At 66.2% G+C, this 21480-nt stretch carries 28 protein-coding genes; 19 read left to right on the top strand and 9 right to left on the bottom strand.

From position 1 onward, the window contains the following. Positions 1 to 79: 79 nt before the first annotated feature. The 3 genes from NSE01_RS11885 to NSE01_RS11875 all read right to left on the bottom strand — a co-directional run bounded on the left by NSE01_RS11885 (position 80) and on the right by NSE01_RS11875 (position 3544). Positions 80 to 1168 (bottom strand): Zn-dependent alcohol dehydrogenase, encoded by a 1089-nt coding sequence (locus NSE01_RS11885; RefSeq protein WP_147159853.1) that lies wholly within the window; start codon positions 1166 to 1168, stop codon positions 80 to 82. Positions 1169 to 1308: 140 nt separating this feature from the next. Further along, positions 1309 to 2598: an acyl-CoA dehydrogenase family protein gene (locus tag NSE01_RS11880; RefSeq protein ID WP_147159852.1), complete on the bottom strand. Its 1290-nt coding sequence runs from the start codon at positions 2596 to 2598 to the stop codon at positions 1309 to 1311. A gap of 91 nt (positions 2599 to 2689) precedes the next feature. Further along, positions 2690 to 3544 (bottom strand): SDR family NAD(P)-dependent oxidoreductase, encoded by an 855-nt coding sequence (locus NSE01_RS11875; RefSeq protein ID WP_147159851.1) that lies wholly within the window; start codon positions 3542 to 3544, stop codon positions 2690 to 2692. 185 nt (positions 3545 to 3729) lie between these two features. Between NSE01_RS11875 and NSE01_RS11870 the strand changes: the two genes are divergently transcribed. From NSE01_RS11870 to NSE01_RS11850, 5 genes are all read left to right on the top strand, one after another. Beyond that, on the top strand, positions 3730 to 4890 hold the full coding sequence (locus NSE01_RS11870; RefSeq protein ID WP_147159850.1) for an acyl-CoA dehydrogenase family protein: 1161 nt from the start codon (positions 3730 to 3732) through the stop codon (positions 4888 to 4890). A 186-nt stretch (positions 4891 to 5076) separates the two neighbouring features. Continuing rightward, complete coding sequence (locus NSE01_RS11865; protein ID WP_147159849.1) at positions 5077 to 6216, top strand: acyl-CoA dehydrogenase family protein; 1140 nt, start codon at positions 5077 to 5079, stop codon at positions 6214 to 6216. 11 nt (positions 6217 to 6227) lie between these two features. Continuing rightward, positions 6228 to 7028: an SDR family oxidoreductase gene (locus NSE01_RS11860; protein ID WP_147159848.1), complete on the top strand. Its 801-nt coding sequence runs from the start codon at positions 6228 to 6230 to the stop codon at positions 7026 to 7028. 6 nt (positions 7029 to 7034) lie between these two features. Continuing rightward, positions 7035 to 7916 carry an SMP-30/gluconolactonase/LRE family protein gene (locus tag NSE01_RS11855; RefSeq protein WP_147159847.1) on the top strand — a complete coding sequence of 294 codons (882 nt, stop codon included), beginning with the start codon at positions 7035 to 7037 and terminating at the stop codon, positions 7914 to 7916. Beyond that, on the top strand, positions 7913 to 8380 hold the full coding sequence (locus tag NSE01_RS11850) for an SRPBCC domain-containing protein (protein ID WP_246135182.1): 468 nt from the start codon (positions 7913 to 7915) through the stop codon (positions 8378 to 8380). The genes NSE01_RS11855 and NSE01_RS11850 overlap by 4 nt, the downstream gene beginning before the upstream one ends. Positions 8381 to 8387: 7 nt before the next feature. Here the strand turns inward: NSE01_RS11850 and gmk are convergent, their stop codons facing one another. The 3 genes from gmk to NSE01_RS11835 are packed head-to-tail and all read right to left on the bottom strand — an operon-like array spanning position 8388 to position 9941. Next, positions 8388 to 9020, bottom strand: coding sequence for a guanylate kinase (gene gmk, locus NSE01_RS11845; protein ID WP_371863216.1), 633 nt, complete (start codon positions 9018 to 9020; stop codon positions 8388 to 8390). A 52-nt stretch (positions 9021 to 9072) separates the two neighbouring features. After that, positions 9073 to 9453, bottom strand: coding sequence for a hypothetical protein (locus NSE01_RS11840; RefSeq protein WP_147159844.1), 381 nt, complete (start codon positions 9451 to 9453; stop codon positions 9073 to 9075). After that, positions 9450 to 9941 (bottom strand): SspB family protein, encoded by a 492-nt coding sequence (locus NSE01_RS11835; RefSeq protein ID WP_147159843.1) that lies wholly within the window; start codon positions 9939 to 9941, stop codon positions 9450 to 9452. Before NSE01_RS11835 ends, NSE01_RS11840 begins: the two co-directional genes overlap by 4 nt. Positions 9942 to 10034: 93 nt before the next feature. Between NSE01_RS11835 and hisB the strand changes: the two genes are divergently transcribed. The 14 genes from hisB (at position 10035) to NSE01_RS11765 (ending at position 19119) form a co-directional block, all read left to right on the top strand. Continuing rightward, positions 10035 to 10628: an imidazoleglycerol-phosphate dehydratase HisB gene (gene hisB, locus NSE01_RS11830; RefSeq protein ID WP_147159842.1), complete on the top strand. Its 594-nt coding sequence runs from the start codon at positions 10035 to 10037 to the stop codon at positions 10626 to 10628. Next, a complete protein-coding gene (hisH, locus tag NSE01_RS11825; protein ID WP_147159841.1) occupies positions 10621 to 11241 on the top strand; it encodes an imidazole glycerol phosphate synthase subunit HisH in 621 nt (206 codons plus the stop codon). Before hisB ends, hisH begins: the two co-directional genes overlap by 8 nt. Beyond that, positions 11238 to 11963 carry a 1-(5-phosphoribosyl)-5-[(5-phosphoribosylamino)methylideneamino]imidazole-4-carboxamide isomerase gene (gene hisA / locus NSE01_RS11820; protein WP_147159840.1) on the top strand — a complete coding sequence of 242 codons (726 nt, stop codon included), beginning with the start codon at positions 11238 to 11240 and terminating at the stop codon, positions 11961 to 11963. The genes hisH and hisA overlap by 4 nt, the downstream gene beginning before the upstream one ends. After that, positions 11960 to 12721, top strand: coding sequence for an imidazole glycerol phosphate synthase subunit HisF (gene hisF / locus NSE01_RS11815; protein ID WP_147159839.1), 762 nt, complete (start codon positions 11960 to 11962; stop codon positions 12719 to 12721). Before hisA ends, hisF begins: the two co-directional genes overlap by 4 nt. Before the next feature lie 158 nt (positions 12722 to 12879). After that, complete coding sequence (locus tag NSE01_RS11810; RefSeq protein WP_307725985.1) at positions 12880 to 13041, top strand: PEP-CTERM sorting domain-containing protein; 162 nt, start codon at positions 12880 to 12882, stop codon at positions 13039 to 13041. A gap of 35 nt (positions 13042 to 13076) precedes the next feature. After that, positions 13077 to 13424, top strand: coding sequence for a phosphoribosyl-ATP diphosphatase (locus NSE01_RS11805; protein ID WP_371863215.1), 348 nt, complete (start codon positions 13077 to 13079; stop codon positions 13422 to 13424). A 1-nt stretch (position 13425) separates the two neighbouring features. Continuing rightward, positions 13426 to 13809, top strand: a complete 384-nt coding sequence (locus tag NSE01_RS11800; RefSeq protein ID WP_147159837.1) for a histidine triad nucleotide-binding protein — start codon at positions 13426 to 13428, stop codon at positions 13807 to 13809. A 176-nt stretch (positions 13810 to 13985) separates the two neighbouring features. Continuing rightward, on the top strand, positions 13986 to 14453 hold the full coding sequence (locus NSE01_RS11795; protein WP_147159836.1) for a YbgC/FadM family acyl-CoA thioesterase: 468 nt from the start codon (positions 13986 to 13988) through the stop codon (positions 14451 to 14453). Then, positions 14450 to 15175: a protein TolQ gene (gene tolQ, locus NSE01_RS11790; protein ID WP_147159835.1), complete on the top strand. Its 726-nt coding sequence runs from the start codon at positions 14450 to 14452 to the stop codon at positions 15173 to 15175. Before NSE01_RS11795 ends, tolQ begins: the two co-directional genes overlap by 4 nt. Before the next feature lie 4 nt (positions 15176 to 15179). Next, positions 15180 to 15641 carry an ExbD/TolR family protein gene (locus tag NSE01_RS11785; RefSeq protein WP_147159834.1) on the top strand — a complete coding sequence of 154 codons (462 nt, stop codon included), beginning with the start codon at positions 15180 to 15182 and terminating at the stop codon, positions 15639 to 15641. 10 nt (positions 15642 to 15651) lie between these two features. Continuing rightward, positions 15652 to 16548: a cell envelope integrity protein TolA gene (tolA, locus tag NSE01_RS11780; RefSeq protein WP_147159832.1), complete on the top strand. Its 897-nt coding sequence runs from the start codon at positions 15652 to 15654 to the stop codon at positions 16546 to 16548. Next, positions 16545 to 17957: a Tol-Pal system beta propeller repeat protein TolB gene (gene tolB, locus NSE01_RS11775; protein ID WP_147159831.1), complete on the top strand. Its 1413-nt coding sequence runs from the start codon at positions 16545 to 16547 to the stop codon at positions 17955 to 17957. The genes tolA and tolB overlap by 4 nt, the downstream gene beginning before the upstream one ends. 75 nt (positions 17958 to 18032) lie before the next feature. Continuing rightward, positions 18033 to 18551, top strand: a complete 519-nt coding sequence (pal, locus tag NSE01_RS11770) for a peptidoglycan-associated lipoprotein Pal (RefSeq protein ID WP_147159828.1) — start codon at positions 18033 to 18035, stop codon at positions 18549 to 18551. Positions 18552 to 18573: 22 nt separating this feature from the next. Continuing rightward, on the top strand, positions 18574 to 19119 hold the full coding sequence (locus NSE01_RS11765) for a J domain-containing protein (RefSeq protein WP_147159827.1): 546 nt from the start codon (positions 18574 to 18576) through the stop codon (positions 19117 to 19119). Here the strand turns inward: NSE01_RS11765 and NSE01_RS11760 are convergent. Genes NSE01_RS11760 through NSE01_RS11750 form a run of 3 tightly spaced genes read right to left on the bottom strand, consistent with a single transcriptional unit; the run spans position 19105 to position 21459 of the window. Then, positions 19105 to 20298, bottom strand: a complete 1194-nt coding sequence (locus tag NSE01_RS11760) for a CCA tRNA nucleotidyltransferase (protein ID WP_147159826.1) — start codon at positions 20296 to 20298, stop codon at positions 19105 to 19107. The genes NSE01_RS11765 and NSE01_RS11760 overlap by 15 nt on opposite strands. Continuing rightward, positions 20291 to 20893 (bottom strand): NUDIX hydrolase, encoded by a 603-nt coding sequence (locus NSE01_RS11755; RefSeq protein ID WP_147159824.1) that lies wholly within the window; start codon positions 20891 to 20893, stop codon positions 20291 to 20293. The genes NSE01_RS11760 and NSE01_RS11755 overlap by 8 nt, the downstream gene beginning before the upstream one ends. Next, complete coding sequence (locus tag NSE01_RS11750; RefSeq protein WP_147159823.1) at positions 20890 to 21459, bottom strand: DUF1285 domain-containing protein; 570 nt, start codon at positions 21457 to 21459, stop codon at positions 20890 to 20892. The genes NSE01_RS11755 and NSE01_RS11750 overlap by 4 nt, the downstream gene beginning before the upstream one ends. Positions 21460 to 21480 lie beyond the last annotated feature (21 nt).

The following is a 21480-nucleotide window of genomic DNA, read 5'->3' as shown; positions in this document are numbered from 1 at the left end:
TCCCGTTGGTGAGGAATGTGCGGCAGCACTTCCCCATCCGTCTATCCTGAGCGTGACCCGGTGTGGCCTGTTGATTGGATTAGTCGAAGACGATGACCGAGCGCGCGGAGTGGCCGGCCTTCATCTTCTCGAAGCCTTCATTGATGCCTTCGAGGGGGATGCGCTCGGCAATGATGCTGTCGAGATCGAGCAGGCCGCGCATGTAGAAATCGACGAGGCGCGGGAGATCGACCGGGAAGTGGTTGCCGCCCATGATCGCGCCCTGCAGCTTCTTGCCCGAGAGCATATCGATCGCCGAGAGGCCGACCTTGTGACCCAGCGGCATCATGCCGAGGATCGTTGCAGTGCCACCGCGGCGCAGCGAGGCGACGGCGAGATCGCCCGAGGCCGGCCGGCCGACGGCTTCGATGGCGTGGTGGACGCCGCCCTTGGTCATTTCCTGGATCTGCTTGGCGGCATCGGGATCGAGCGCATCGATCACATCGGTGGCGCCGAGCTTGATCGCGAGTTCGCGCTTTTCGGGCATGGGATCGGCGGCGATGATGCGGCCTGCACCGGCGATCTTGGCGGCGTTGATCGTGGCAAGGCCGACGCCGCCACAGCCGATCACGGCGACGGTTTCACCCGGCGTGACCTTGCAGGCGTTGAAGATCGTGCCCGCGCCGGTGGTGACGGCGCAGCCGATGACGGCGGCGCGATCGAGCGGCATTTCGGGATTGATCGCGACGCAGGCGTGTTCGTGGATCAGCATCATTTCGGCGAAGGCCGAGAGATTGAGCATCTGGTTGACGACGCTGCCGTCGCTCGAGCGCGTGAGGCGCGGCGCCTCACCGGGGCGGCGGCGCGTATCGCCGCCGAGGCAGAGCGACATACGGCCCGTGACGCAGAATTCGCAGTGGCCGCAGAAGGCGGAAAGGCAGGTGACGACGGCATCGCCCTTCTTCACCGTGCGCACTTCGCTGCCGACTTCCTCGACAATGCCAGCCGCCTCATGCCCGCCGACGCATGGCATCGGATGCGGATAGGTGCCTTCGATGAAGTGCAGGTCCGAATGGCACAGGCCGCAGGCGGCGGTGCGGATCAGCACTTCGTGCGGGCCGGGCTTCGACACCGTGAGCTGGTCGATGACGAGCGGCTGGCCGGCGGCTTCGAGGATGGCGGCTTTCATTGTCGTATTCTCCGACTGTGCGGCTCCTCCCCCGTGAGGGGGAGGCTGGGTGGGGGCGTACTGCCTTTCCGAGACGCCGAACGCCCCTCCCCGGCCCTCCCCTCACGGGGAGGGGGAAGACCGGAACGGGTCTGATCGTCCTAGCGCGAGATTGCCATATCGCCCGAGCTGAAGCCCGGATCGCTCGGCAGATCGGTGTGGCGCGCATATTCGATGCGGGCGACGGCGCGGGCGTGGACTTCATCCGGGCCATCGGCAAGACGCAGCGTACGCTGGTGGGCATAGGCTTCGGCGAGGCCGAAGTCTTCCGAAACGCCGCCGCCGCCGTGGGCCTGAATCGCGTCATCGATGATGCGCAGCGCCATGTTGGGCGCCTGCACCTTGATCATTGCGATTTCGAGCGCGGCGGCCTTGTTGCCGACCTTGTCCATCATGTCTGCCGCCTTGAGGCAGAGCAGACGGGTCATCTCGATATCGATACGGGCGCGGGCGATGCGCTCTTCCCACACCGAGTGCTCGGAAATCCGCTTGCCGAACGCGATGCGCGACTGGAGGCGCTTGGCCATCTTGGCGAGCGCTTCTTCGGCGACGCCGATGGTGCGCATGCAGTGGTGGATGCGGCCCGGCCCGAGGCGGCCTTGCGCGATCTCGAACCCGCGACCTTCGCCGAGGACGACGTTGGAGACGGGGACGCGGACGTTTTCGAGCTGCACTTCCATGTGGCCGTGCGGCGCATCATCGTAGCCGAAGACAGGCAGGTGGCGCAGGATGTTGACGCCCGGCGCGTCCATCGGGACGAGCACCTGCGACTGCTGCTGGTGACGCTTGGCCGAAGTGTCGGTCTTGCCCATGACGATGGCGATCTTGCAGCGCGGATCGCCGAGGCCCGAGGACCACCACTTGCGGCCGTTGATGACGTATTCATCGCCCTCGCGGACCATGCGCGTTTCGATGTTGGTCGCGTCCGAGGAGGCGACGAGCGGCTCGGTCATCAGGAAGGCTGAGCGAATCTCGCCGTTCATCAGCGGGCGCAGCCACTTTTCCTTCTGTTCCAGCGTGCCGTAGCGGTGGAACACTTCCATGTTGCCGGTATCGGGCGCGGAGCAGTTGAACACTTCGCTGGCCCAGCCGATGCGGCCCATTTCCTCGGCGCAGAGGGCGTATTCGAGGTTGGTCAGGCCGGGGCCCTCGAACTCGAACGTATCTTCCACGTGGTGGTGGCCTGAGTTCTTCGGCGGCATGAACAGGTTCCAGATGCCGGCGGCCTTGGCCTTGGCCTTTTCCTCCTCGACCACCTGCAGCACCTTCCAGCGGCCGCCGCTGGCCTGCTCGGCCTTGTAGTCCTTGTGGCGCGGGCGGACGTTCGTCTCGATGAAATCGCGCACGCGGTTGCGCCAGTAGACCTGCCGTTCGGTGGGTTCGAAATCCATATCGTCTCTCCTGCGGTGCGGTTTGGTGGCACCGCTTCTGTCTGTTGATTTAATCTGTCGGTTAAACCTTGCGCCAGATCAAGCGCCGAGTTCAGGACGCCTGCGCTTCAGCGGCAGCTTTCATCTGGCGGAGCGCCTCGAACAGATCGGGCACTTCCGGATCCCACGAGTGGCGCGGGCCGATGGTGAGGCCGCCGTCGACGATGATCGAGGTGCCGTTCACGAAGCTGGCCGCCTCGCTGCAGAGATAGAGCACCGCCTCGCCGATATCGTTCGGCTGGCCGGCGCGGGCGACGGGCTGGGCTGCCGTGCTCATCATCAGGATCGCGCCCTTGGCCTGCTCTTCGAGTTCCTTCGGCACATCGAGCGAAGTGGTGAAGATGTTGGTGTTGATGAAGCCGGGCTGCACCGCGTTCACGCGGATCTGGTGGCGGGCGAGATCGGCGGCGCTCGTCTTGGTGAGGTGGAGCACGCCGGCCTTGGCGACGGCATAGGCATTGGGGGAGTAGCCCGGGCCAACCGCCGCGACCGAGGACGTGTTGACGATGGCGGCGCCCTTGCGGCCGATCATGTGCGGCACGGCATAGCGGATGCCGAACGCCACCGAGCGGAGCAGGAGGTGCATCGTGCGGTCCCAGCCCTCGGGCTCGATCTCGTCGATCTTGGCCATGTCGCCGCCCGCGCCGGCATTGTTGAACACGGCATCGATCCCGCCGGTTTCGGCAGCGGCGCGGTCCATCAGCGCCTTGATGTCCTCGCACTTGCAGACGTCGCAGCGGACGGTGTGGACTTCGCCATTCGATTCGGCGGCGGTCTGCGCGAGGCCAGCCTCGTCGATATCGGCGGCGTAGACCTTGGCTCCTTCAGCTGCGAACAGCAGCGCGGTGGCGCGGCCGATGCCCGATGCAGCGCCAGTGACGACGACGGTCTTGTTGTGGAATCGCATGTAGCCCTCTCCGTTGATCTGATTTTGGCGCGAGCTTAGGCCCAAGCCGCCCTTCGTCAATGCCGATCGGCTTTACGCTACGGCATGCAAGGGGCGCGGGATTGGCAGAAAACCTTGGCTAAATCGGTGCTTGCATGCGCGCGGCGAGTCGCCTTAACCTCTCGATTAAGAGAGGAGCAAAAGCCATGTCAGAGCTTGAGGCTTTCCGCGCGGAAATCCGCGCGTGGATTGAGGCGAACTGCCCGGAAGAGATGAGGAAGCCCGTGCAGGGCGAGGACGACATCTGCTGGGGCGGCCGCAATTTCGTGTTCAAGAGCGCGGCGCAGAAGCAGTGGATGGAGGTCTGCGCGGCCAAAGGCTTCACCGTCCCCGATTGGCCCAAGCCCTATGGCGGCGCGGGGATGAGCCCGGCGGAAGCGAAGGTGTGGCGCGAGGAACTGGCGCGGGCCGGGGCGCGGCCGCCGCTTTCGAGCTTCGGCATCTGGATGCTCGGGCCGGCGCTGCTCAAGTTCGGCACCGAAGAGCAGAAGGTACTCTACCTCAACCAGATCGCACGCGGCGAGATCCGCTGGTGTCAGGGCTATTCCGAGCCGGGTTCAGGCTCTGACCTCGTTTCGCTTCAGACCTTTGGCGAGGACAAGGGCGACCACTGGGTGGTCAACGGCCAGAAGATCTGGACCAGCTATGCCGACAAGGCCGACTGGATCTTCTGTCTGGTGCGCACGGACAAGGCGAACACCTATCAGGGCATCTCGTTCCTGCTGTTCGACATGACGACGCCGGGCGTGACGACCAAGCCGATCAAGCTGATCAGCGGCTCCTCGCCGTTCTGCGAGACGTTCTTCGACAACGTGGTGGTGCCCAAGCACCAGATCGTCGGCCAGCTCAATCGCGGCTGGGACGTGGCAAAGTACCTTCTTGGCCACGAGCGCGAGATGATCTCGGGCGCTGGCGGCGGCGAGCAGACCAGCACGATCGGCAAGGTGCTGGCGCGGGGCGGGCTCGACGATCCGATGCTGCGCGCTGAACTGGCGCAGTTCGATATCGATGCGCTGGCGTTTGCGGCTTGCGGGGAAAAGTTCCTCGACGAAATCAAGGTGGGCAAGGCGCATCCGGCCAAGCCCAACATGATGAAGTACGCCGGGACCGAGCTCAACAAGCGGCGGCACGAACTGCTGATGGCGGCGGGCGGCAGCACGGCGCTGGAGTGGGAGAGCGAGGAAACGCGCGGCGGGGCACCGGCACGCAGCTGGCTACGGACCAAGGCCAACTCGATCGAGGGCGGCACGAGCGAAGTCATGCTCAACGTCGTCGCCAAGCGCATTCTCGAACTGCCGGGGGCTTAGCACACGGTCCACCCCCCAACCGCTCATGCTGAGCTCATCCTGAGCTTGTCGAAGGGCGAAGCATCTGGCCCGAGCGCGGTGCCAGCACTCTTCGACAAGCTCAGGGTGAGCGGGGTGGGGAGGTTTCCCCGGGGGTGAGTCGGGTTTCGGGTTTCCTGATGTTTTTCAAGGCTTAGGAGTATATCCATGCCGCTGTATCATACCGAAGATCAGGCCATGCTGGCCGAAAGCGTCACCGGCTTCATGGCCGATGAAGGCGGGATCAAGAAGCAGCTGCGCCATTGGCGCGACTTCAATTGCAAGGACGGCTTCGGCCACGGGCTGTGGAAGCAGTTCGCCGAAATGGGCCTGACGGGCATGCTCGCCGCCGAAGCGGATGGCGGGCTTGCGATGGGCCATGTCGAAGCAGGGATCGTGCTTGCCGAGATCGGGCGCAACCTGACGCCTTCGCCGTTCCTGACGACATCAGTGATGGGCGTGACGGCGCTGAGCGAAGCCTCGGACGACCTGCGCGGGCGCTGGCTGCCGGGCATTATCGCGGGCGAGACGGTGCTGGCCGTCGCCATCGATGAAGGCGCAAAGCACAAGCCCGAAAAGATCGCCTGCCGCGCCGAGCGCGCTGGCAACGGCTTTCGCCTGACCGGCGCTAAGGACTTCGTGATCCACGGCACTTCTGCCGATGCGATCATCGTCGCGGCGCGGACTTCGGGCAGCGACAGCGATGCCGATGGCGTTACGCTGTTTGCGGTGCCCAAGGATGCCGCGGGCATCGGGCACAATGCGGTGCGGCTGGTCGATAGTTCGATGGCCAGCCACGTGCGGTTTGACGGTGTGGAGCTCGATGGTTCGACCGTGATCGGCGAAGTCGATGGCGGGCGGGCGCTGCTGAACAAGGTGCTGAGCGCGGGCCGCATCGGCGCGGCGGCGGAGCAGACCGGCGTCGGCAGCGGGGCGTTCGCGATGACAACCGGCTACCTCAAGACGCGCAAGCAGTTCGGCAAGCTGATCGGCGAATTCCAGGCGCTGCAGCACCGCGCGGCGCACCTCTACTCGGAGTTGGAGATCGCCGAAGCAGTGGTCATCAAGGCGCAGCAGCTGCTTGATGGCGGATCGGAACGGGCGGAGCTGATGGTTTCGGTCGCCAAGGCCAAGGCCGCGCGGGTGTGCAATCTGGCTGTGCGCGAAGGCGTGCAGATGCACGGCGGCGTGGGCATGACCGACGAATTTGACATCGGGCTCTACATGAAGCGCGAGCGCGCGCTGACCGAGTTCATGGGCGATGCCAACTACCATGCCGAGCGCGTTGCGCAGCTCAGCGGCTATTGAGGATCAGACAGATGGATTTTGCCAAGCTTTTCAGCCTTGAAGGCCGCGTTGCGGTGGTGACGGGCGGTTCGCGCGGGATCGGGCGGATGATTGCCGAAGGCTTCATCGCGGCGGGCTGCGAGCGGGTCTACATCACGGCGCGCAAGGCGGCGGTGGTTGAGGAAACTGCTGCCGAACTCGGGCCAAAGTGCATCGCGCTGCCGGGGGATATCTCCTCGCTCGCCGGGATCGAGGCGCTGGCCGAAGATCTCGCGCAGCGCGAAAGCCGGATCGACATCCTCGTGAACAACGCGGGCGTCGCATGGGGGGCCGAGTTCGAGGATTTCCCGGAGATGGGCTGGGACAAGGTGATGAACCTCAACGTCAAGACGCCCTTCTTCCTGACCCAGAAGCTGCACGGGCTGCTCAAGGCCGCTGCCGGCGAGCACCCGGCCAAGGTCATCAACATTGCTTCGGTCGATGGCCTGCGCGTCAACCCGTGGGAGACCTACAGCTATCAGGCCTCGAAATCGGCACTGGTGCACCTGACGCGGCGCATGGCAGCGCGGCTGGTGAGCGACAACATCATCGTCAACGCGATCTGCCCGGGCGCCTTCGCTTCGGAAATGAACAAGGCGGCGGCCAAGAATCCAGAAGCGTCTTCGCGGGGCATTCCGCTGAAGCGCATCGGCAATCTGGAAGACATGGCGGGCGGCGCGATCTTCCTCGCCAGCCGCGCGGGCGACTATGTGATCGGCACGCCGCTGCCGATCGATGGCGGCATCGTGAACGCCTATATTCCGGCTGACCATATCAGCCCGCTCGGGGAGTAAACCGCCATGTCTCGCAGCGTGCGCCAACTTGCTGATGGTTTCCACTTCGGCGAGGGGCCGCGCTGGCGTGAAGGCCGGCTGTGGTTCAGCGATTTCTACAGCCAGACGATCCGCTCGGTGGACTTGGCGGGGGACCACCGGATCGAACTGGAACTGGATGACCAGCCTTCGGGGCTGGGGTGGATGCCGGATGGCTCGCTGCTGTTCGTCTCGATGCGCAAGCGGCAGGTCTGGCGGCGCTGGCCTGACGGGCGGCTGGCGGTCCATGCCGATCTGGCGGAGCTGACGGCGCATCTGTGCAACGATATGGTCGTCGATGCCGAGGGGCGGGCTTACGTCGGCAACTTCGGGTTCGATCTTGACCATGAACTGCGCGCGCGGGGCGTGCCATCGGTGCTGGCGGATCATCCCAAGGCCAATCTGGTGATGGTGCAGCCGGATGGCAGCGTTTCGGTTGCCGCGCCGGACCTCAGCTTTCCCAATGGCACTGTCATCACGCCCGACGGCAAGACGCTCATCATCGGCGAGACGCTGGGCGCGCGGTTGACGGCATTCGATATCGGTGCGGACGGAGCGCTTTCGGGGCGGCGGGTGTGGGCGGATACGTCCCCGCGCATTCCCGATGGCATCGCGCTCGATGCGGACGGCGCGATCTGGATTGCCAACCCGGTAGCGCCAGAATGTGCGCGGATCGGCGAGGGCGGGGCGGTGCTGGAGGTCGTCTCGACCGGCGAGATGCCCTGCTATGCCTGTATGCTGGGCGGGCCCGAAGGGCGGCACCTGTTCATGCTCTGCGCGCCGAGCAGCGATGCCGAGGTGGCGAAGAGCGCGGCCAAGGGCGTGGTGCTGGTGGCCGAGGTAGACGCGGCGCGGGCCGGGTGGCCGTGAGCGGCGGAGCCGAAATCGGCGGACAGCCTATCGGGGAGACCGAACTGGCCATCACCCGCACATTGGCTGCGGCGCGCGGGCGGGTGTTCGAGGCGTGGTCAGATGCCGCGCTGTTTCGCCAGTGGTGGATGCCTGAGGGCGCGGGGATCACCATGCTGGAATGCGATCTCGATGTCCGCACCGGAGGTTCGTACCGGCTGGTCTATGCCTTCGGCGACGCGGGCAAGATGGCGTTTCACGGGACTTATCCCGAGGTCGTGCCGGATGCGCGGATCGTCTGGACCAACGCCGAAGACCCCGATGGGGCGATCACAACGGTGACCCTTGCGGAAGCGGATGGCGGGACGTTGCTGACCTACCACGAGCGCTATCCTTCGCAGGCGGCGCGCGACGAGGCGCTGGCCGGCTCAGCCCTGGCCTTGCCGCAGCAACTGAACCAGTTGGCGGCATTGCTCGAGGGTTAGGCGCGCCTCACGGCCGCATCAGTTCGCGGACGAAGCCGATCAGCCCCGTTTGCCGGGCGCGCTTCATGCGTTCGGCATGGAGGATTTCGCAGACCTTGGCGAAGCATTCGTCGATATCATCGTTGACGACAACGTAGTCGTAGCCGTCCCAGTGGCTGATTTCGGCGCGGGCGCGTTCCATGCGGGCAGCGATGACTTCTGCGCTGTCCGTGCCGCGACCGGTGAGACGGCGGCGCAATTCGTCGATGCTGGGGGGCAGCAGGAACACGCGCACCACGTCGGTCTCAAGCTTCTGGTAGAGCTGCTGGGTGCCCTGCCAGTCGATGTCGAACAGGAAGTCCTGTCCTTCGCGCAGGCCGGCCTTCACCTGGGCCTTGGGCGTGCCGTAGCTGTGGCTGAAGACGTGCGCCCATTCGAGGAACTGCTCCGCCTCGACCATGCGGTCGAACTGCTCCTGCGTCACGAAGTGGTAGTCCTTCCCGTCGACTTCGCCGGGGCGCATCGGGCGCGTGGTGGCGGAGACGGAAAGGCGAAGCGCGGGATCGCCATCGAGCAACATGCGCGAGATCGTCGTCTTGCCCGCGCCGGAGGGCGAAGACAGGATGAACATCAGGCCGCGGCGGTGGAGTGCGTCGGACATCTGGGGAGTCGGCTGGACCATGCGCGCTGTTGGCGCATGCGGGGCGTCCGGGTCAACCCTTGCGGTTCTTCCGATGATTGTGGAGCGTCTTGGCGAGCAGCGCACCGCCCACGACGATGGCACCGGGGACCGAACGTGTGGCGATGCGCGTGGCGGCGGCGGTGAGGAGGCGGGTGCCGATGCCGCGTTTCACCTTGGGAGCCTTCGCGGCCGTTTCGGCGGCCTTGGCGCCGGCTGCCTTCGCCGCCGACTTCAGCACTTCGGGCGCTGCACCGAGGATGCCGCGGTCAACCCCGCGCTTCAGCAGCGTGGAGCCTGCGCGCATCGCGATACCTGCGAGGATGGTGCGGGTTAGCGGGCCAACCGGATCGGGCGATTCGGCAGGTACCTCAGGCGCAGGGGCTTCCGGAGCCGGCTTGCCCGACGCGGTCACTTCTTGCGGCCGAAATCCACGGTGACGACGTTGGAGCCATCATCGGAACCCGTCGGTTCGTCCCCGCCGGGCGAATCGTTTTCCGCATCATGCGGTGCTTCGTCTTCCTCGATATCGCCGGCCGTCTGGAACTGCAGGCCGAAATCGACTGCCGGATCGACAAAGGCGGTGATCGCGCTGAACGGGATGACCAAGGTGGAGGGAATCTGGTTGAACGAAAGGCCGACGCTGAAGCCTTCGGGCGTGACCTTGAGGTCCCAGAACTTGTTCTGGAGAACGATGGTCATCTCGTCCGGAAAGCGTTCCTTGAGGCGCGGCGGGATCGCCACACCGGGGGCGCCGGTCTTGAAGGTGATGTAGAAATGATGCGCGCCGGGGAGCGTGCCGCCGGAGCTTTCGACCTGGCCAAGCACGCGGCCAACCACTGCGCGCAGGGCTTCCTGCACGATTTCATCATAGGGGATCAGGCTGTCGGGCGCGTCACTCATCCTGCTTAGGGTGGCTTGGAGCGCCGCGCGGGTCAAGGGGGTGCGATGTGCAGGCAATTGATTCTGCCCGGAAGACGCCTATAGGCGGCCTTCATGCGCACCGGATCGATCGCCCGCACCACGCACGAAACCGACATCAAGGTCTCGGTGAACCTCGACGGCACCGGCACTTTCGATGTGAACACCGGTATCGGCTTTCTCGATCACATGATCGAGCAGTTCAGCCGTCATTCGCTGATCGACGTGACGTGCCATGTGAAGGGCGACCTCCACGTCGACCAGCACCACACCACCGAGGATAGCGCGATTGCGCTGGGGCAGGCGATTTCGCAGGCGCTCGGCGACAAGAAGGGCATCGCCCGCTACGGCACCGCCTATTCGCCGATGGACGAGGCGCTGGCCCGCGTCGCGCTCGACATTTCCGGCCGTCCGGTGCTGATCTGGAGGGCGAGCTTCACCCAGCCGCGCCTGGGCGAGATGGATACCGAGCTGTTCGAGCACTGGTTCCAGTCGATTTCGCAGGCCGCCGGGATCACGCTGCACATCGAATGCCTCTATGGCAGCAACAACCACCACATCATCGAAGGCATCTACAAGGGCTTCGCCCGGGCGATGCGCAGCGCGGTCGAGATCGATCCGCGCAAGGGCGATGCCGTGCCCAGCACCAAGGGCATCCTCGGTGGCTGAGGTTCTGGCATTGGTGGACTACGGCGCGGGGAACCTGCGTTCGGTCGCCAATGCGCTGAAGGCTGCGGGCGCAGAGGGCGTCGCGGTAACGGCGGACCCCAATGTTGTGCGCGCGGCGGACCGGATCGTGCTGCCAGGTGTGGGCGCGTTCAAGGCTTGCATCGAAGCGCTGCACAGCGTGCCGGGGCTGGTCGAGGCGATGAGCGAGCGCGTGCTGGTGGGCGGTGCGCCGTTCCTCGGCATTTGCGTGGGCATGCAACTGCTGGCGGACCGTGGCATCGAATTCGGCGTGACCGAGGGGCTGGGCTGGATCGGCGGCGAAGTGCGGGCGATCGAGCCTAGCGACGCCAGCATCAAGGTGCCGCACATGGGCTGGAACGATGTGGCCCCCATGCACCACAACGAACTCATCGTGCCCGGCGAGGCCTATTTCCTGCACTCCTACCACTTCGTGCCCGAAGAAGGCGCGAGCATTGCCGCGATGACCGACCATGGCGGCGGGCTGGTCGCGGCGGTGGGGCAGGACAACGTGCTTGGCGTGCAGTTCCATCCCGAGAAGAGCCAGGACTATGGGCTGGCGCTCCTCGCGCGTTTTCTGGAGTGGAAGCCGTGATCGTTTTTCCCGCGATTGATCTGAAGGGCGGCCAGGTCGTGCGGCTGGCCGAGGGCGATATGGCCCGCGCGACGGTCTATGGCGACGATCCGGCGGCGCAGGCGATGCTGTTTGCCGAGGCTGGTTCGCAGTACCTCCATGTCGTCGATCTCGATGGCGCGTTTGCTGGCGAGGCGGTGAACCGGGCGGCGGTCGAGGGCATCCTCAAGGTGTTTCCCGGCCACGTTCAGCTGGGCGGGGGCATTCGGAACCCGATTGCCGTCGATGGATGGTTCGATCTGGGCGTCAGCCGGGTGGTGATCGGCACGGCGGCGCTGAAGGACCCGCAGTTCGTGAAGGACATGGCCAAGGCCTATCCGGGCGGGATCGTGGTCGCGGTTGATGCGCGCGATGGGATGGTGGCGACCGAAGGCTGGGCCGAGGTTTCCGACGTTTCCATCGTCGACATGGCGAAGCGGTTCGAGGATGCGGGCGTGGCCTCGATCCTGTTTACCGACGTGGGCCGCGATGGGCTGCTCAAGGGCTGCAATATCGATGCGACGCTCGACCTTGCGCGCACCACGCGGCTGCCGGTGATCGCCAGCGGCGGCGTGAAGGGCATCGACGATATCCGGATGCTGAAGATCCACGAGGCCGATGGCATCGAGGGCGTGATTACCGGGCGGGCGCTGTTTGAGGGGCGGCTTGATCTGGCCGCCGCGATTGCGATGGCTGAGGCATGACCGTCCGCGTCCGCGTCATTCCCTGCCTTGATGTGCGCGATGGGCGCGTGGTCAAGGGCGTGAACTTCGTCGATCTGCGCGATGCGGGCGATCCGGTCGAGCAGGCGCGGGCTTATGACAAGGCGGGCGCGGACGAGCTGTGCTTTCTCGACATTTCGGCGAGCCATGAGGGACGCGGGACGCTGCTCGATGTCGTCGCGCGGACGGCCGAGGTTTGCTTCATGCCGCTGACGGTCGGCGGCGGGGTGCGCAGCGCCGAGGACGCGCGCGCGCTGCTGCTGGCGGGGGCGGACAAGGTGGCGGTCAATTCCGCAGCGGTCGCGCGGCCCGAACTGGTGCGCGACATTGCCGAGCGGTTTGGCGCGCAGTGCGTGGTTGGCTCGGTCGATGCGAGGCGAGTGGCGCCGGGCAAGTGGGAGATCTTCACCCACGGCGGGCGCAAGGCGACCGGGATCGACGCGCTGGCCCATGCCGAAAACCTCGCGAAACTGGGTGCGGGCGAACTGCTCGTCACCTCGATGGACGGGGACGGGACGCAGGCGGGTTACGACCTCGAACTGACGCGGCGGATTGCCGATGCGGTGCCGGTGCCGGTGATCGCGAGCGGGGGTGTCGGCAATCTCGATCACCTCGTCGCGGGTGTGCGCGAGGGGCATGCGAGCGCGGTGCTGGCGGCTTCGATCTTCCATTTCGGCACGCACTCGATTGCCGAGGCCCATGCAGCGCTGCGGTCAGCGGGGATTCCGGCGCGGGGCTAGGGTGCAGAACTGTCGGGATACTTAACAAATCCTGTTTCGGGCCTGCAGACGTTAACTAGCAAAACCTGCTTATATCCTTGATTCCTCGCATCTTGGCACAGGCATTGCATTAACTTTTCAGTCATCTCTGCTTCCCTAGGAACCTTCGCGTGTCGCGAATGCTCTCTGCCCTTTTTGTTCTTGTCCTCACCACCGGCCCTGCCTTTGCGCAGGCGAGCGGGGGTACGGCAATTCCTGAGCCTACGGATGGCGCCTTGTTCGCCATCGGGCTTGCCGGCCTGATCATCGGGCGCCGGGTGGCGAAGCGCAAGGAAGACTGAGCGCTCTGCGCTTGACCTGATCCGGGCGCCGCGCCATGCCCGCCGGTATGTCAAATCCGGACGATCCAACCACTCTCCTGTCCCGCCTCGAAGCCACGATCGCCGCGCGCCGCGTCGGTGATCCGGATGCCAGCTACGTTGCGCGCCTGAACGCCAAGGGGCGCGGCAAGATGGCGCAGAAGGTGGGCGAGGAAGCGACCGAAGTGGTGATCGCCGCGCTGACCGGCAGCCCGGAAGCGCTGGTCGGCGAAGCGGCGGACCTGCTGTTCCATCTGCTGGTGCTGATGGGTGATTGCGGGGTTTCGCTTGCGCAGGTGACCGCGGAACTGGAGCGGCGCGAGGGCACGTCCGGGATTGCCGAGAAAGCCAGCAGGAGCTCTTGATATGGCGGTCGATGCCACCCAGCCCTATGACGACCAGAACGTCTTTGCGAAGATCCTGCGCGGGGAAATCCCATGCCGGAAGGTCTATGAGGATGAGTGGAGCCTCGCCTTCCACGATATCAACCCGCAATCGCCGACGCACATTCTGGTGATCCCCAAGGGCGCCTATGTGAGCTGGGACGACTTTTCGGCCAAGGCTTCGGATGGCGAGATCACCGGGTTCGTCCGCGCGGTGGGCTTTGTCGCGCGTGAGGCGGGGCTGGTCGCACCGGGCTACCGTTTGCTCGCCAACACCGGCACCAACAGCCATCAGGAAGTGCCGCATCTGCACGTGCACGTGTTTGCTGGCCGTCAGCTTGGCCCGCTGCTGGCGCGGGTTGACTGAAGAAGAAGGGCCCACCCCCAGCCCCTCCCGCAAGCGGGAGGGGAGTAATACATGCTACTAACCTCCCCTCCCGCCTGCGGGAGGGGTCGGGGGTGGGCCTTCCACCGCAATCGGTTAACAAATTGCCGCCTTTGATCTTGCCTCGCGAGTCGCGGCAAGGCTAGGACAGGCCGCGCATGCCTGCACCGCTCCCCCCCTCCGGCTGTTTCGACGGCGCGCGTCACCTCTATGCGGTACGCGTTTATTTTGAGGACACCGATCTTTCGGGGGTGGTCTATCACGCGAATTACCTACGCTGGTTCGAGCGCGCGCGTTCGGACATGCTCCGCCTGCTGGGGATTGACCAGCGCGGGGCGCAGGAAGCGGGTGAGGGCGCGTTTGCCGTGACCGATCTGGCGCTCAAGTATGCCCGCCCGGCGCGGCTAGATGACGACGTGGTGATCGAGAGCACCGTCGCGGACGTTTCACGCGTGACGTGCAGCCTGATCCAGAAGGCGTGGCGCGCGGACGAGCTTCTGGCCGACGGGCAGGTGCGCGTCGCGTTCGTTTCGCCGCAGGGCCGCGCGCGGCGGCTGCCGGCCCATTTTCATTCCGCATTCACGGCGCTTGTTGCGTCTCCCCCTGAAGGGTCCGTCCATCCATGATGCTTTCCGTTCTTGCCGTTGCCGCTGCCGAGGTCACCGCAGGTGTCACGGCTGGCATGCCCACCCGGCTCAACCCGGTGGCGCTGTTCCTCCACGCCGATATCGTGGTGCAGGTGGTGATGGGCGCGCTGGTGCTTGCCTCGATCTGGGTGTGGATGATCGTGGTCTCGTTCTCGCTGCGCATGGCCGGGGCGGAGCGCAAGTGCGACAAGTATGAGGCCGCGTTCTGGGAAGCGCGCGATGTCGATGCCTTCCACAAGGAGAACGGCGCGAAGGACGTGCCCAGCGCGCGCGTGGTGACGGCCGCGCTGGCGGAATGGCGGCGCTCCACTTCGGGCAAGTCGATCGACCGTGAAGGCACGCGCCAGCGGCTCAACAGCGCGATGGAGAGTGTGGTGACGGCGGAGGCCGACCGGATGGCGGGGCGGCTCAACTTCCTTGCCACGGTGGGTTCTGTCGCGCCGTTCGTCGGCCTGTTCGGCACGGTGTGGGGCATCATGGACAGCTTCTTCAACATCGGTGCACAGCAGAATTCCTCGCTCGCGGTGGTGGCGCCGGGCATTTCGGAGGCGCTGTTTGCCACGGCCATCGGCCTGTTTGCGGCGATCCCTGCGGTGATTGCCTACAACCGCTTTTCGCACCGAGTGAACCGCTTCGAAACGCGGCTGTTCCGCTTTGCCGACCGCTTCCACGCGACGCTCAGCCGCGAACTGGAGCAGTAGGGCCGTGGCGATGAACATGGCCTCTGGCGGTGGCGGCAGGCGCGGGCGGCGGGGCCGCGGGCGCGGTGCTGCGATGAGCGAGATCAACGTGACGCCGCTGGTCGACGTGATGCTGGTGCTCCTCATTATCTTCATGGTGACCGCGCCGATGCTGACCGCGGGCGTGCCGATCGATCTGCCGGACAGCCGCGCCGAAGCGCTCAAGACCGACCAGAAGGCGATCACCGTGAGTATGGACGGCGAGGGGCGCATCTTCCTCGACGACCAGGAACTTGCGCCGGGTGAGCTTTCCGACCGGCTGACCGGGCTGGCGGTGCCAGGGCCGGGCGGCAAGCTGCCGCTGGTGACGCTGCGCGCGGACCGCAGCCTTGATTATGGCCGGGTGGTGGCGGTGATGGGTGCACTCAATGCCGCCGGGTTCAAGTCGATCTCGCTGGTCACCAACGGTTCAGTCACGGCTCCTTAAGCATATGGGGATGAGCGCCTCTTCCCCCTCATCGGGCCTCTCGCGTGAGGAAATGCTGGCGCTTGTCATCGCGCTGGCGGCGCACGTGGGCCTGATCGCGGCGCTCACGCTCTCGCCGCCGGGCAAGTCGATCATGTCGCCGCCCGAGCGGATGACGGTGACTTTTTCGGACGAGATCGCCGATCAATCGACCTCGCCGCAGCCCGATGCCGAGACTGCGCCGGACGTCGCGCCGGTGCTGGGCGAGCCTGCGCCGGAGCCGGCACCGCCGCAGCCCGCGCCCGAAGTCGCCAAGCCGCAGCCCAAGCCCGCGCCACCACCGCCTCCGCCGCAGGCCAAACCTGCGCCGCAGCCGAAGCCCGTGCTCGCCCCGCAGCCGCGCGCGGTGCCTGCGCCGCCGCAAAAGCCGGTCGCCAAGCCAGTTCCCGCCAAGCCCGCAGCGGCGGCGGCCGCACCGGCCGACGAGCGCCTGCGTCGCCGTCCGGATACGCCGACCGGGGCGAGCCGGATCGGCAATGATTTCCTGAGCGGCATTCCGGGATCGAGCAAGCCGGGCACGGCAACCACGCCGCCCGCTGCCGCGTTCGGTCCGGAAGTTGCGGCTTCGCTCGTCAGCGGGATCTCGCGCCAGATCAAGCCGCACTGGACTGCGCCGCAGGGCGTCGATGCGGACAAGCTGGTGACGGTGCTTTCGTGGAACCTCAATCCCGACGGCAGCCTCGCCGGCCGGCCTGTCGTGGTCTCGCAATCGGGGATCACCGATAGCAACCGCGCGCAGGCGCAGCGCCATGCCGAACAAGCGATCCGCGCAGTGCAACTGGCCGCGCCGTTCAACCTGCCTTCGCCCTACTACGCCAAGTGGAAACGCATCGCGAGTTTCCGGTTTGACAGGAAGTTGTCGCAATGAAGCCTGCTATTCCTGCCCTTATCGCTGCCGCCGTGATGGCGGCGCTTGCTGTTCCCGCATCTGCCCAACAGGCCGCGCCCGCCAAAGCCGCCCCGGCGAAGCCCGCACCCGCCGCATCGGCCACGGCGGCGCCTGCTGATGATGGCCTGACGGGTTCGGTGACGGACGATAGCGACTGGCAGGACCTTGGCATCGCCATCCCCACGTTCCCGACCAACGAAATGGTGCCCACTCCGGCGGAAGGCGGGAATACCGAAGCGCTGGGGCGCAATCTGGCGCGCGTGATCTACGGCGATCTCAAGAATAACGGGCTGTTCAAGCCGGTTGGGCCCGATGCGCTGCCAGGGATCGGCTATGGCGACGTGACGGCCCCTGCCTTTCCCGGCTGGCGCGCGCGTTCGGCGGAAATGCTGGTGCAGGGCTTCGTCAAGGCGGGTGCGGACGGACGGCTGACAGTGGGCTGCTACCTCTATGACGTCGCGCTCGGCAGCGAACTGGCGCGGCAGGGCTATGTGGTGAAGCCCGAGGAATGGCGGCGCGCGGCGCACAAGTGTGCAGACATGGTCTATTCGCGGCTTTCTGGCGAAAGTCCGTTCTTCGACAGCAAGATCGCCTACATCGCCGAGACCGGGCCGAAGGGTAATCGCCGCAAGCAGTTGGCGATCATGGATTCGGACGGGGCGAACCACCGCTTCATCACCAACGGGCAGGCAACCGCGCTGACCCCGCGCTATTCGCCTGACTATTCGAAGATCGCCTACCTCAGCTTCCTCAACGGCACACCGCGCATCTATGTCTACGATATCGGCAGCGGACAGCAGCGGCTGGTGACCGAGGGCAAGGGGCCGACCTTCGCGCCGCGCTGGTCGCCAGATGGCAAGTACATCCTCTATTCGATGGCGATTGCCGGGAACACGGACATCTACCGCGTGCCTTCGACCGGCGGGGAATCGGTGAAGCTGACGGATTCGCCGGGGATCGACGTGGGCGGCAGCTATTCGCCCGATGGCACCAAGATCGTGTTCGAGAGCGATCGTTCGGGCAGCCAGCAGGTCTATGTGATGAACGCCGACGGGACGAACCAGAAGCGCATCAGCTTCTTCGGCGGGCGCTCCGCCACGCCAGAGTGGAGCCCGCGCGGGGACCAGATCGCCTTCACGCACATTGCGGGCAACTTGCGCATCGCGGTGATGAACCCGCAGGGCGGCGAGATGCGCTACCTGACGGACAGCTGGCAGGACGAGGCACCGACGTGGTCGCCCAATGGCCGCATCGTGCAGTTTTTCCGCACTGCGAAAACCACCGGCAAGACCTCGATCTGGCAAGTTGACCTGACCGGGCGTAACGAGCGGCGACTGAATACGCCGGTAGACGCGTCAGACCCCGCGTGGGGCCCTGTACTGCCATAAATCGATGGCAAAACAGTTTGCCGATTCGCCTTGTGCAATGCACTCTGGCGCTGATTGACCAAAGGAGACCCGTCCGTGAACCGCCAGATCCTCACAGCCCTGCTGCTCACTTCCGGCCTCGCGCTTGCGGGCTGCGCCACCAAGCCCAAGGAACTGCCGCCGCAGCCGAGCGGCGCGACGACGACCACCACGACCCCGCCGCCGCCGGTCAGCACGCCGACAGGCCCGACCCCGGGCAGCCGCGCCGATTTCATGGCCTCGGTGCTGGCGGATACGATCCTGTTCGATACCGACCGCTATAACATCGATAGCGAGGATCAGGGCATCCTGCAGAGCCAGGCGCAGTGGCTGGCGCGCTATCCGGGCAAGCGCGTGACCGTGGAAGGCCATGCCGACGAACGCGGCACGCGTGACTACAACCTCGCGCTGGGTGAGCGCCGCGCCAATTCGGCAAAGAACTACCTCGTGAGCCTTGGCATCGATGCCTCGCGGATCACCACGGTGAGCTATGGCAAGGAACGCCCGGTCGCGCTGGGTTCGGATGAAGCCAGCTGGGCCAAGAACCGCCGCGCGGTGACCGTGACGGTCGAGTAAGCGGCAGGTACGGGACAAAACAGTGGCACGGCAGGGCAGATCGGCAGACTGGGGCTTTCCCCGGTGGCGCGGCTATGAAAGCGCGCGCGAGGCTGCCCCCGTGCGCCTGTGCGACCGCGCCGGATGCAACAACAAGGGCGAGTGCCCCGCCCCCAAATCGCCCAACAGCCCGGAGCGCTGGTACTTCTGCGTGGCCCATGCCGCCGAGTACAATCAGGGCTGGAACTACTTCGAGGGGCTCGACAAGGAAGAGGCCGAACTGCGCGAGAAGGCGGAGCGCGGCGAGGCTTCGGGCTATGCGCAATCGGCCTACCAATCGTGGGCTGGCCCCGGAGACGGCAGCCGCAGCCGCGACGAAATGCGCGCGCTGGAAGCGCTGGGGCTCGATGTGGACGCGGACTTCGAGGCGGTGCGCAAGGCGTGGCGTTCTAAGGCGAAGGAAGTTCACCCCGACGTGCGGCCCGGCGATGCTGCGGCGGCAGCGGAATTCCTGAAGCTGCAGACAGCCTATGAAGTGCTGCGCGCTGCCGAAGAACGGCGCGAGTGGAAGGGTTCAGACGAGGTCTGAACGCCGCGCGATTTCCGCTTCGAGCAGCGCCATCACGCGCGCCTCATCCGGAAAGCTTTCGGCAACCCACTGCGCTTCCACCGCGCGCAGGATACGTGCAACGTCCGGTCCTGCGCTGACCCCGCGCGCAACGATCATGCCGCCTTTGAGGGGGAAGCGCGGAGTATCCCAGCCTTCGAGTGGCGCGATGCTGTCGCCGCCGATCAACAGGCGATCGAGCGCGGCTTCGCGGCCCACCTTGTAGGCAAGCGGGCGAGCGGCTTCTTCAGGTACAGAGCGGGCAGCAACCAGCGCGAGGTGCTTGCGCTGGGCGATGGAGAGCCGCAGCCGCGCGCCAACCAGCTCGGCGAGCGAGGGGTCGGCGGGAAGCATCGCAGCGAAACGGCGGAGCGGCTCGGGGGCGATGGCGTGTGCGTGTTCGGCAGCGATCAGGGGTGGCAGCGCCGAACTATCCGCCTCGGGCAGGATGACCGCAAGCACCCCGAGTTCGGCCATGCGGGCGACAGTTGCCGAGGGATCGGGCAGAGCAAGCAGCATCAGCAGTTCGCTGGCGATGCGTTCGCGCGAGAGGCCCTTGAGCCCGGGGGCGAGCGCGCTGCAGGCCGCTTCGGCATCCGGATCGGCCGGCAGCGAGCCAAAGCGCGCCTGGAAGCGGAAGTAGCGCAGGATGCGCAGGTAGTCCTCGCGGATGCGGTCCTGCGGTTCCCCGATGAAGCGGAGGCGGCGGGCGGCAAGATCATCGAGGCCGCCGAAGTAATCGTGGACGGTGAGATCGCGCGGATCGGCGTAGAGCGCGTTGATCGTGAAATCGCGGCGGGCGGCGTCCTCCTGCCAGTCCTGCGAGAACGCCACGGTGGCGTGGCGGCCGTCGGTCGACACATCGCGGCGCAGGGTGGTGATTTCGACCGGGCCGCCTTCCAGCACGGCGGTCACCGTCCCGTGGGCTAGGCCGGTGGGCACGCTGCGGATGCCGGCCGCCTTGAGGCGCTCGATCACCGCAGGCGGCTCGAGCGGGGTCGCCATGTCGATGTCTTTCACCGCGATGTCCAGCAGCGTATCGCGCACCGCGCCGCCGACATAGCGGACAAGGCCTTCGCCCGCAGGATCGAGCGCGGCGACGAGTGCGGCGAGATCAGCGCGCTGCGTCCATGGGGAGGCGGGCAGGTGTTGCTCATCCATGCCAGCGGATCCGCTGCGCGAGATTGGCGATGATCCCGGCGGTGACACCCCAGATGCGGTGCTCGTTCCACAGGATCTCGATGTAGCTGCCGCGCCGCCCGGACCATTCGCCGGTGTGCTTCACATGATTGGCGGTATCGAGAACGAAGCCCAGCGGCGGTTCGAACCAGCCGGCGACTTCTGCGGGGTTGGGCTGGATCGGCAGGTCGGGCGGCACCATCGCGAGGACGGGCGTGATGTCGTAGCCGGTGCCGGTGCGGTACTGGTCGGACGCACCGATGACGTCGACGAGGGCAGGGTCGATGCCGAGCTCCTCGTTCGCCTCGCGCAGGGCAGCCTCGATGGGCGTTTCACCGGGATCGAGCTTGCCCCCGGGGAAGGCCGCCTGCCCGGGATGCGCGCGCATGTGCGAGGGGCGGTGGATGAAGAGCACGCCCGGGCCTTCGGGGTGATCGGGCCGGTCGGTGACAGCGATCAGCACGGCAGCGGGGCGCAGGGGGGTATCGGGGAGCGGGCGCCAGTCCTCGTAGGCCGGGGGCAAGGGCGCGGCGTGGCCGATATCGAAGAGATCGGCGAGGCGTTCGCGCAGGCTCATGCGGGCAGCAGGCGGAAACGTGCGCCCCGGCTCTCGACCGCGAGGGCTTCGGGATCGGAAACCTCCAGCGCGTGATCGATCAGCTGGCCGTACGTGCTGCGGTTGAGCCTTGCCTCGGTGCCGTGGCGCACGGCGAGGTAGTAGGCGGGAACTTCGGCGGTGCCGCGCACGCGCAGCGGATGGTCGGGGCCGGCGAGCACCACGTCGTCGGTATTGAGGCGGAAGGCGATGACGGGTGCGCCGGCCTCGTCGTGCCTGACTTCCATGTCGGTCGCGATGAAGGCGGCGTCCTCGACCTCGATGGAAAGGCGCTCGTGCGGGGTCATCAGCCAGTGGCGGCCGGCTGCATCGCGGGTGAGGAGGCCGGAGAAGGCGCGGACCATGGCCGGGCGATTGATGCGCCCGCCCTCGTGAAACCACGAGCCATCCGCCGCGATGCGCATGTGGCTTTCGCCCTCGCGCGCCGGTGCCCATGCATCGACCGGCGGCAGGCGGCGCGCGGCGACCGCCTCAGCCAGATCGGCGAGGGAGAGGGCGGCAAGGTCTGCGGGCGGTTCGTGTGGCACCGATTGCCGATGCCAGATCAG

Origin of the sequence: Novosphingobium sediminis (genome assembly GCF_007991615.1) — a bacterium.
GTDB classification, from domain to species: domain Bacteria; phylum Pseudomonadota; class Alphaproteobacteria; order Sphingomonadales; family Sphingomonadaceae; genus Novosphingobium; species Novosphingobium sediminis.
Note: the sequence above shows the minus strand (reverse complement) of the source record. Positions and strands in the feature narration are given on the sequence as shown.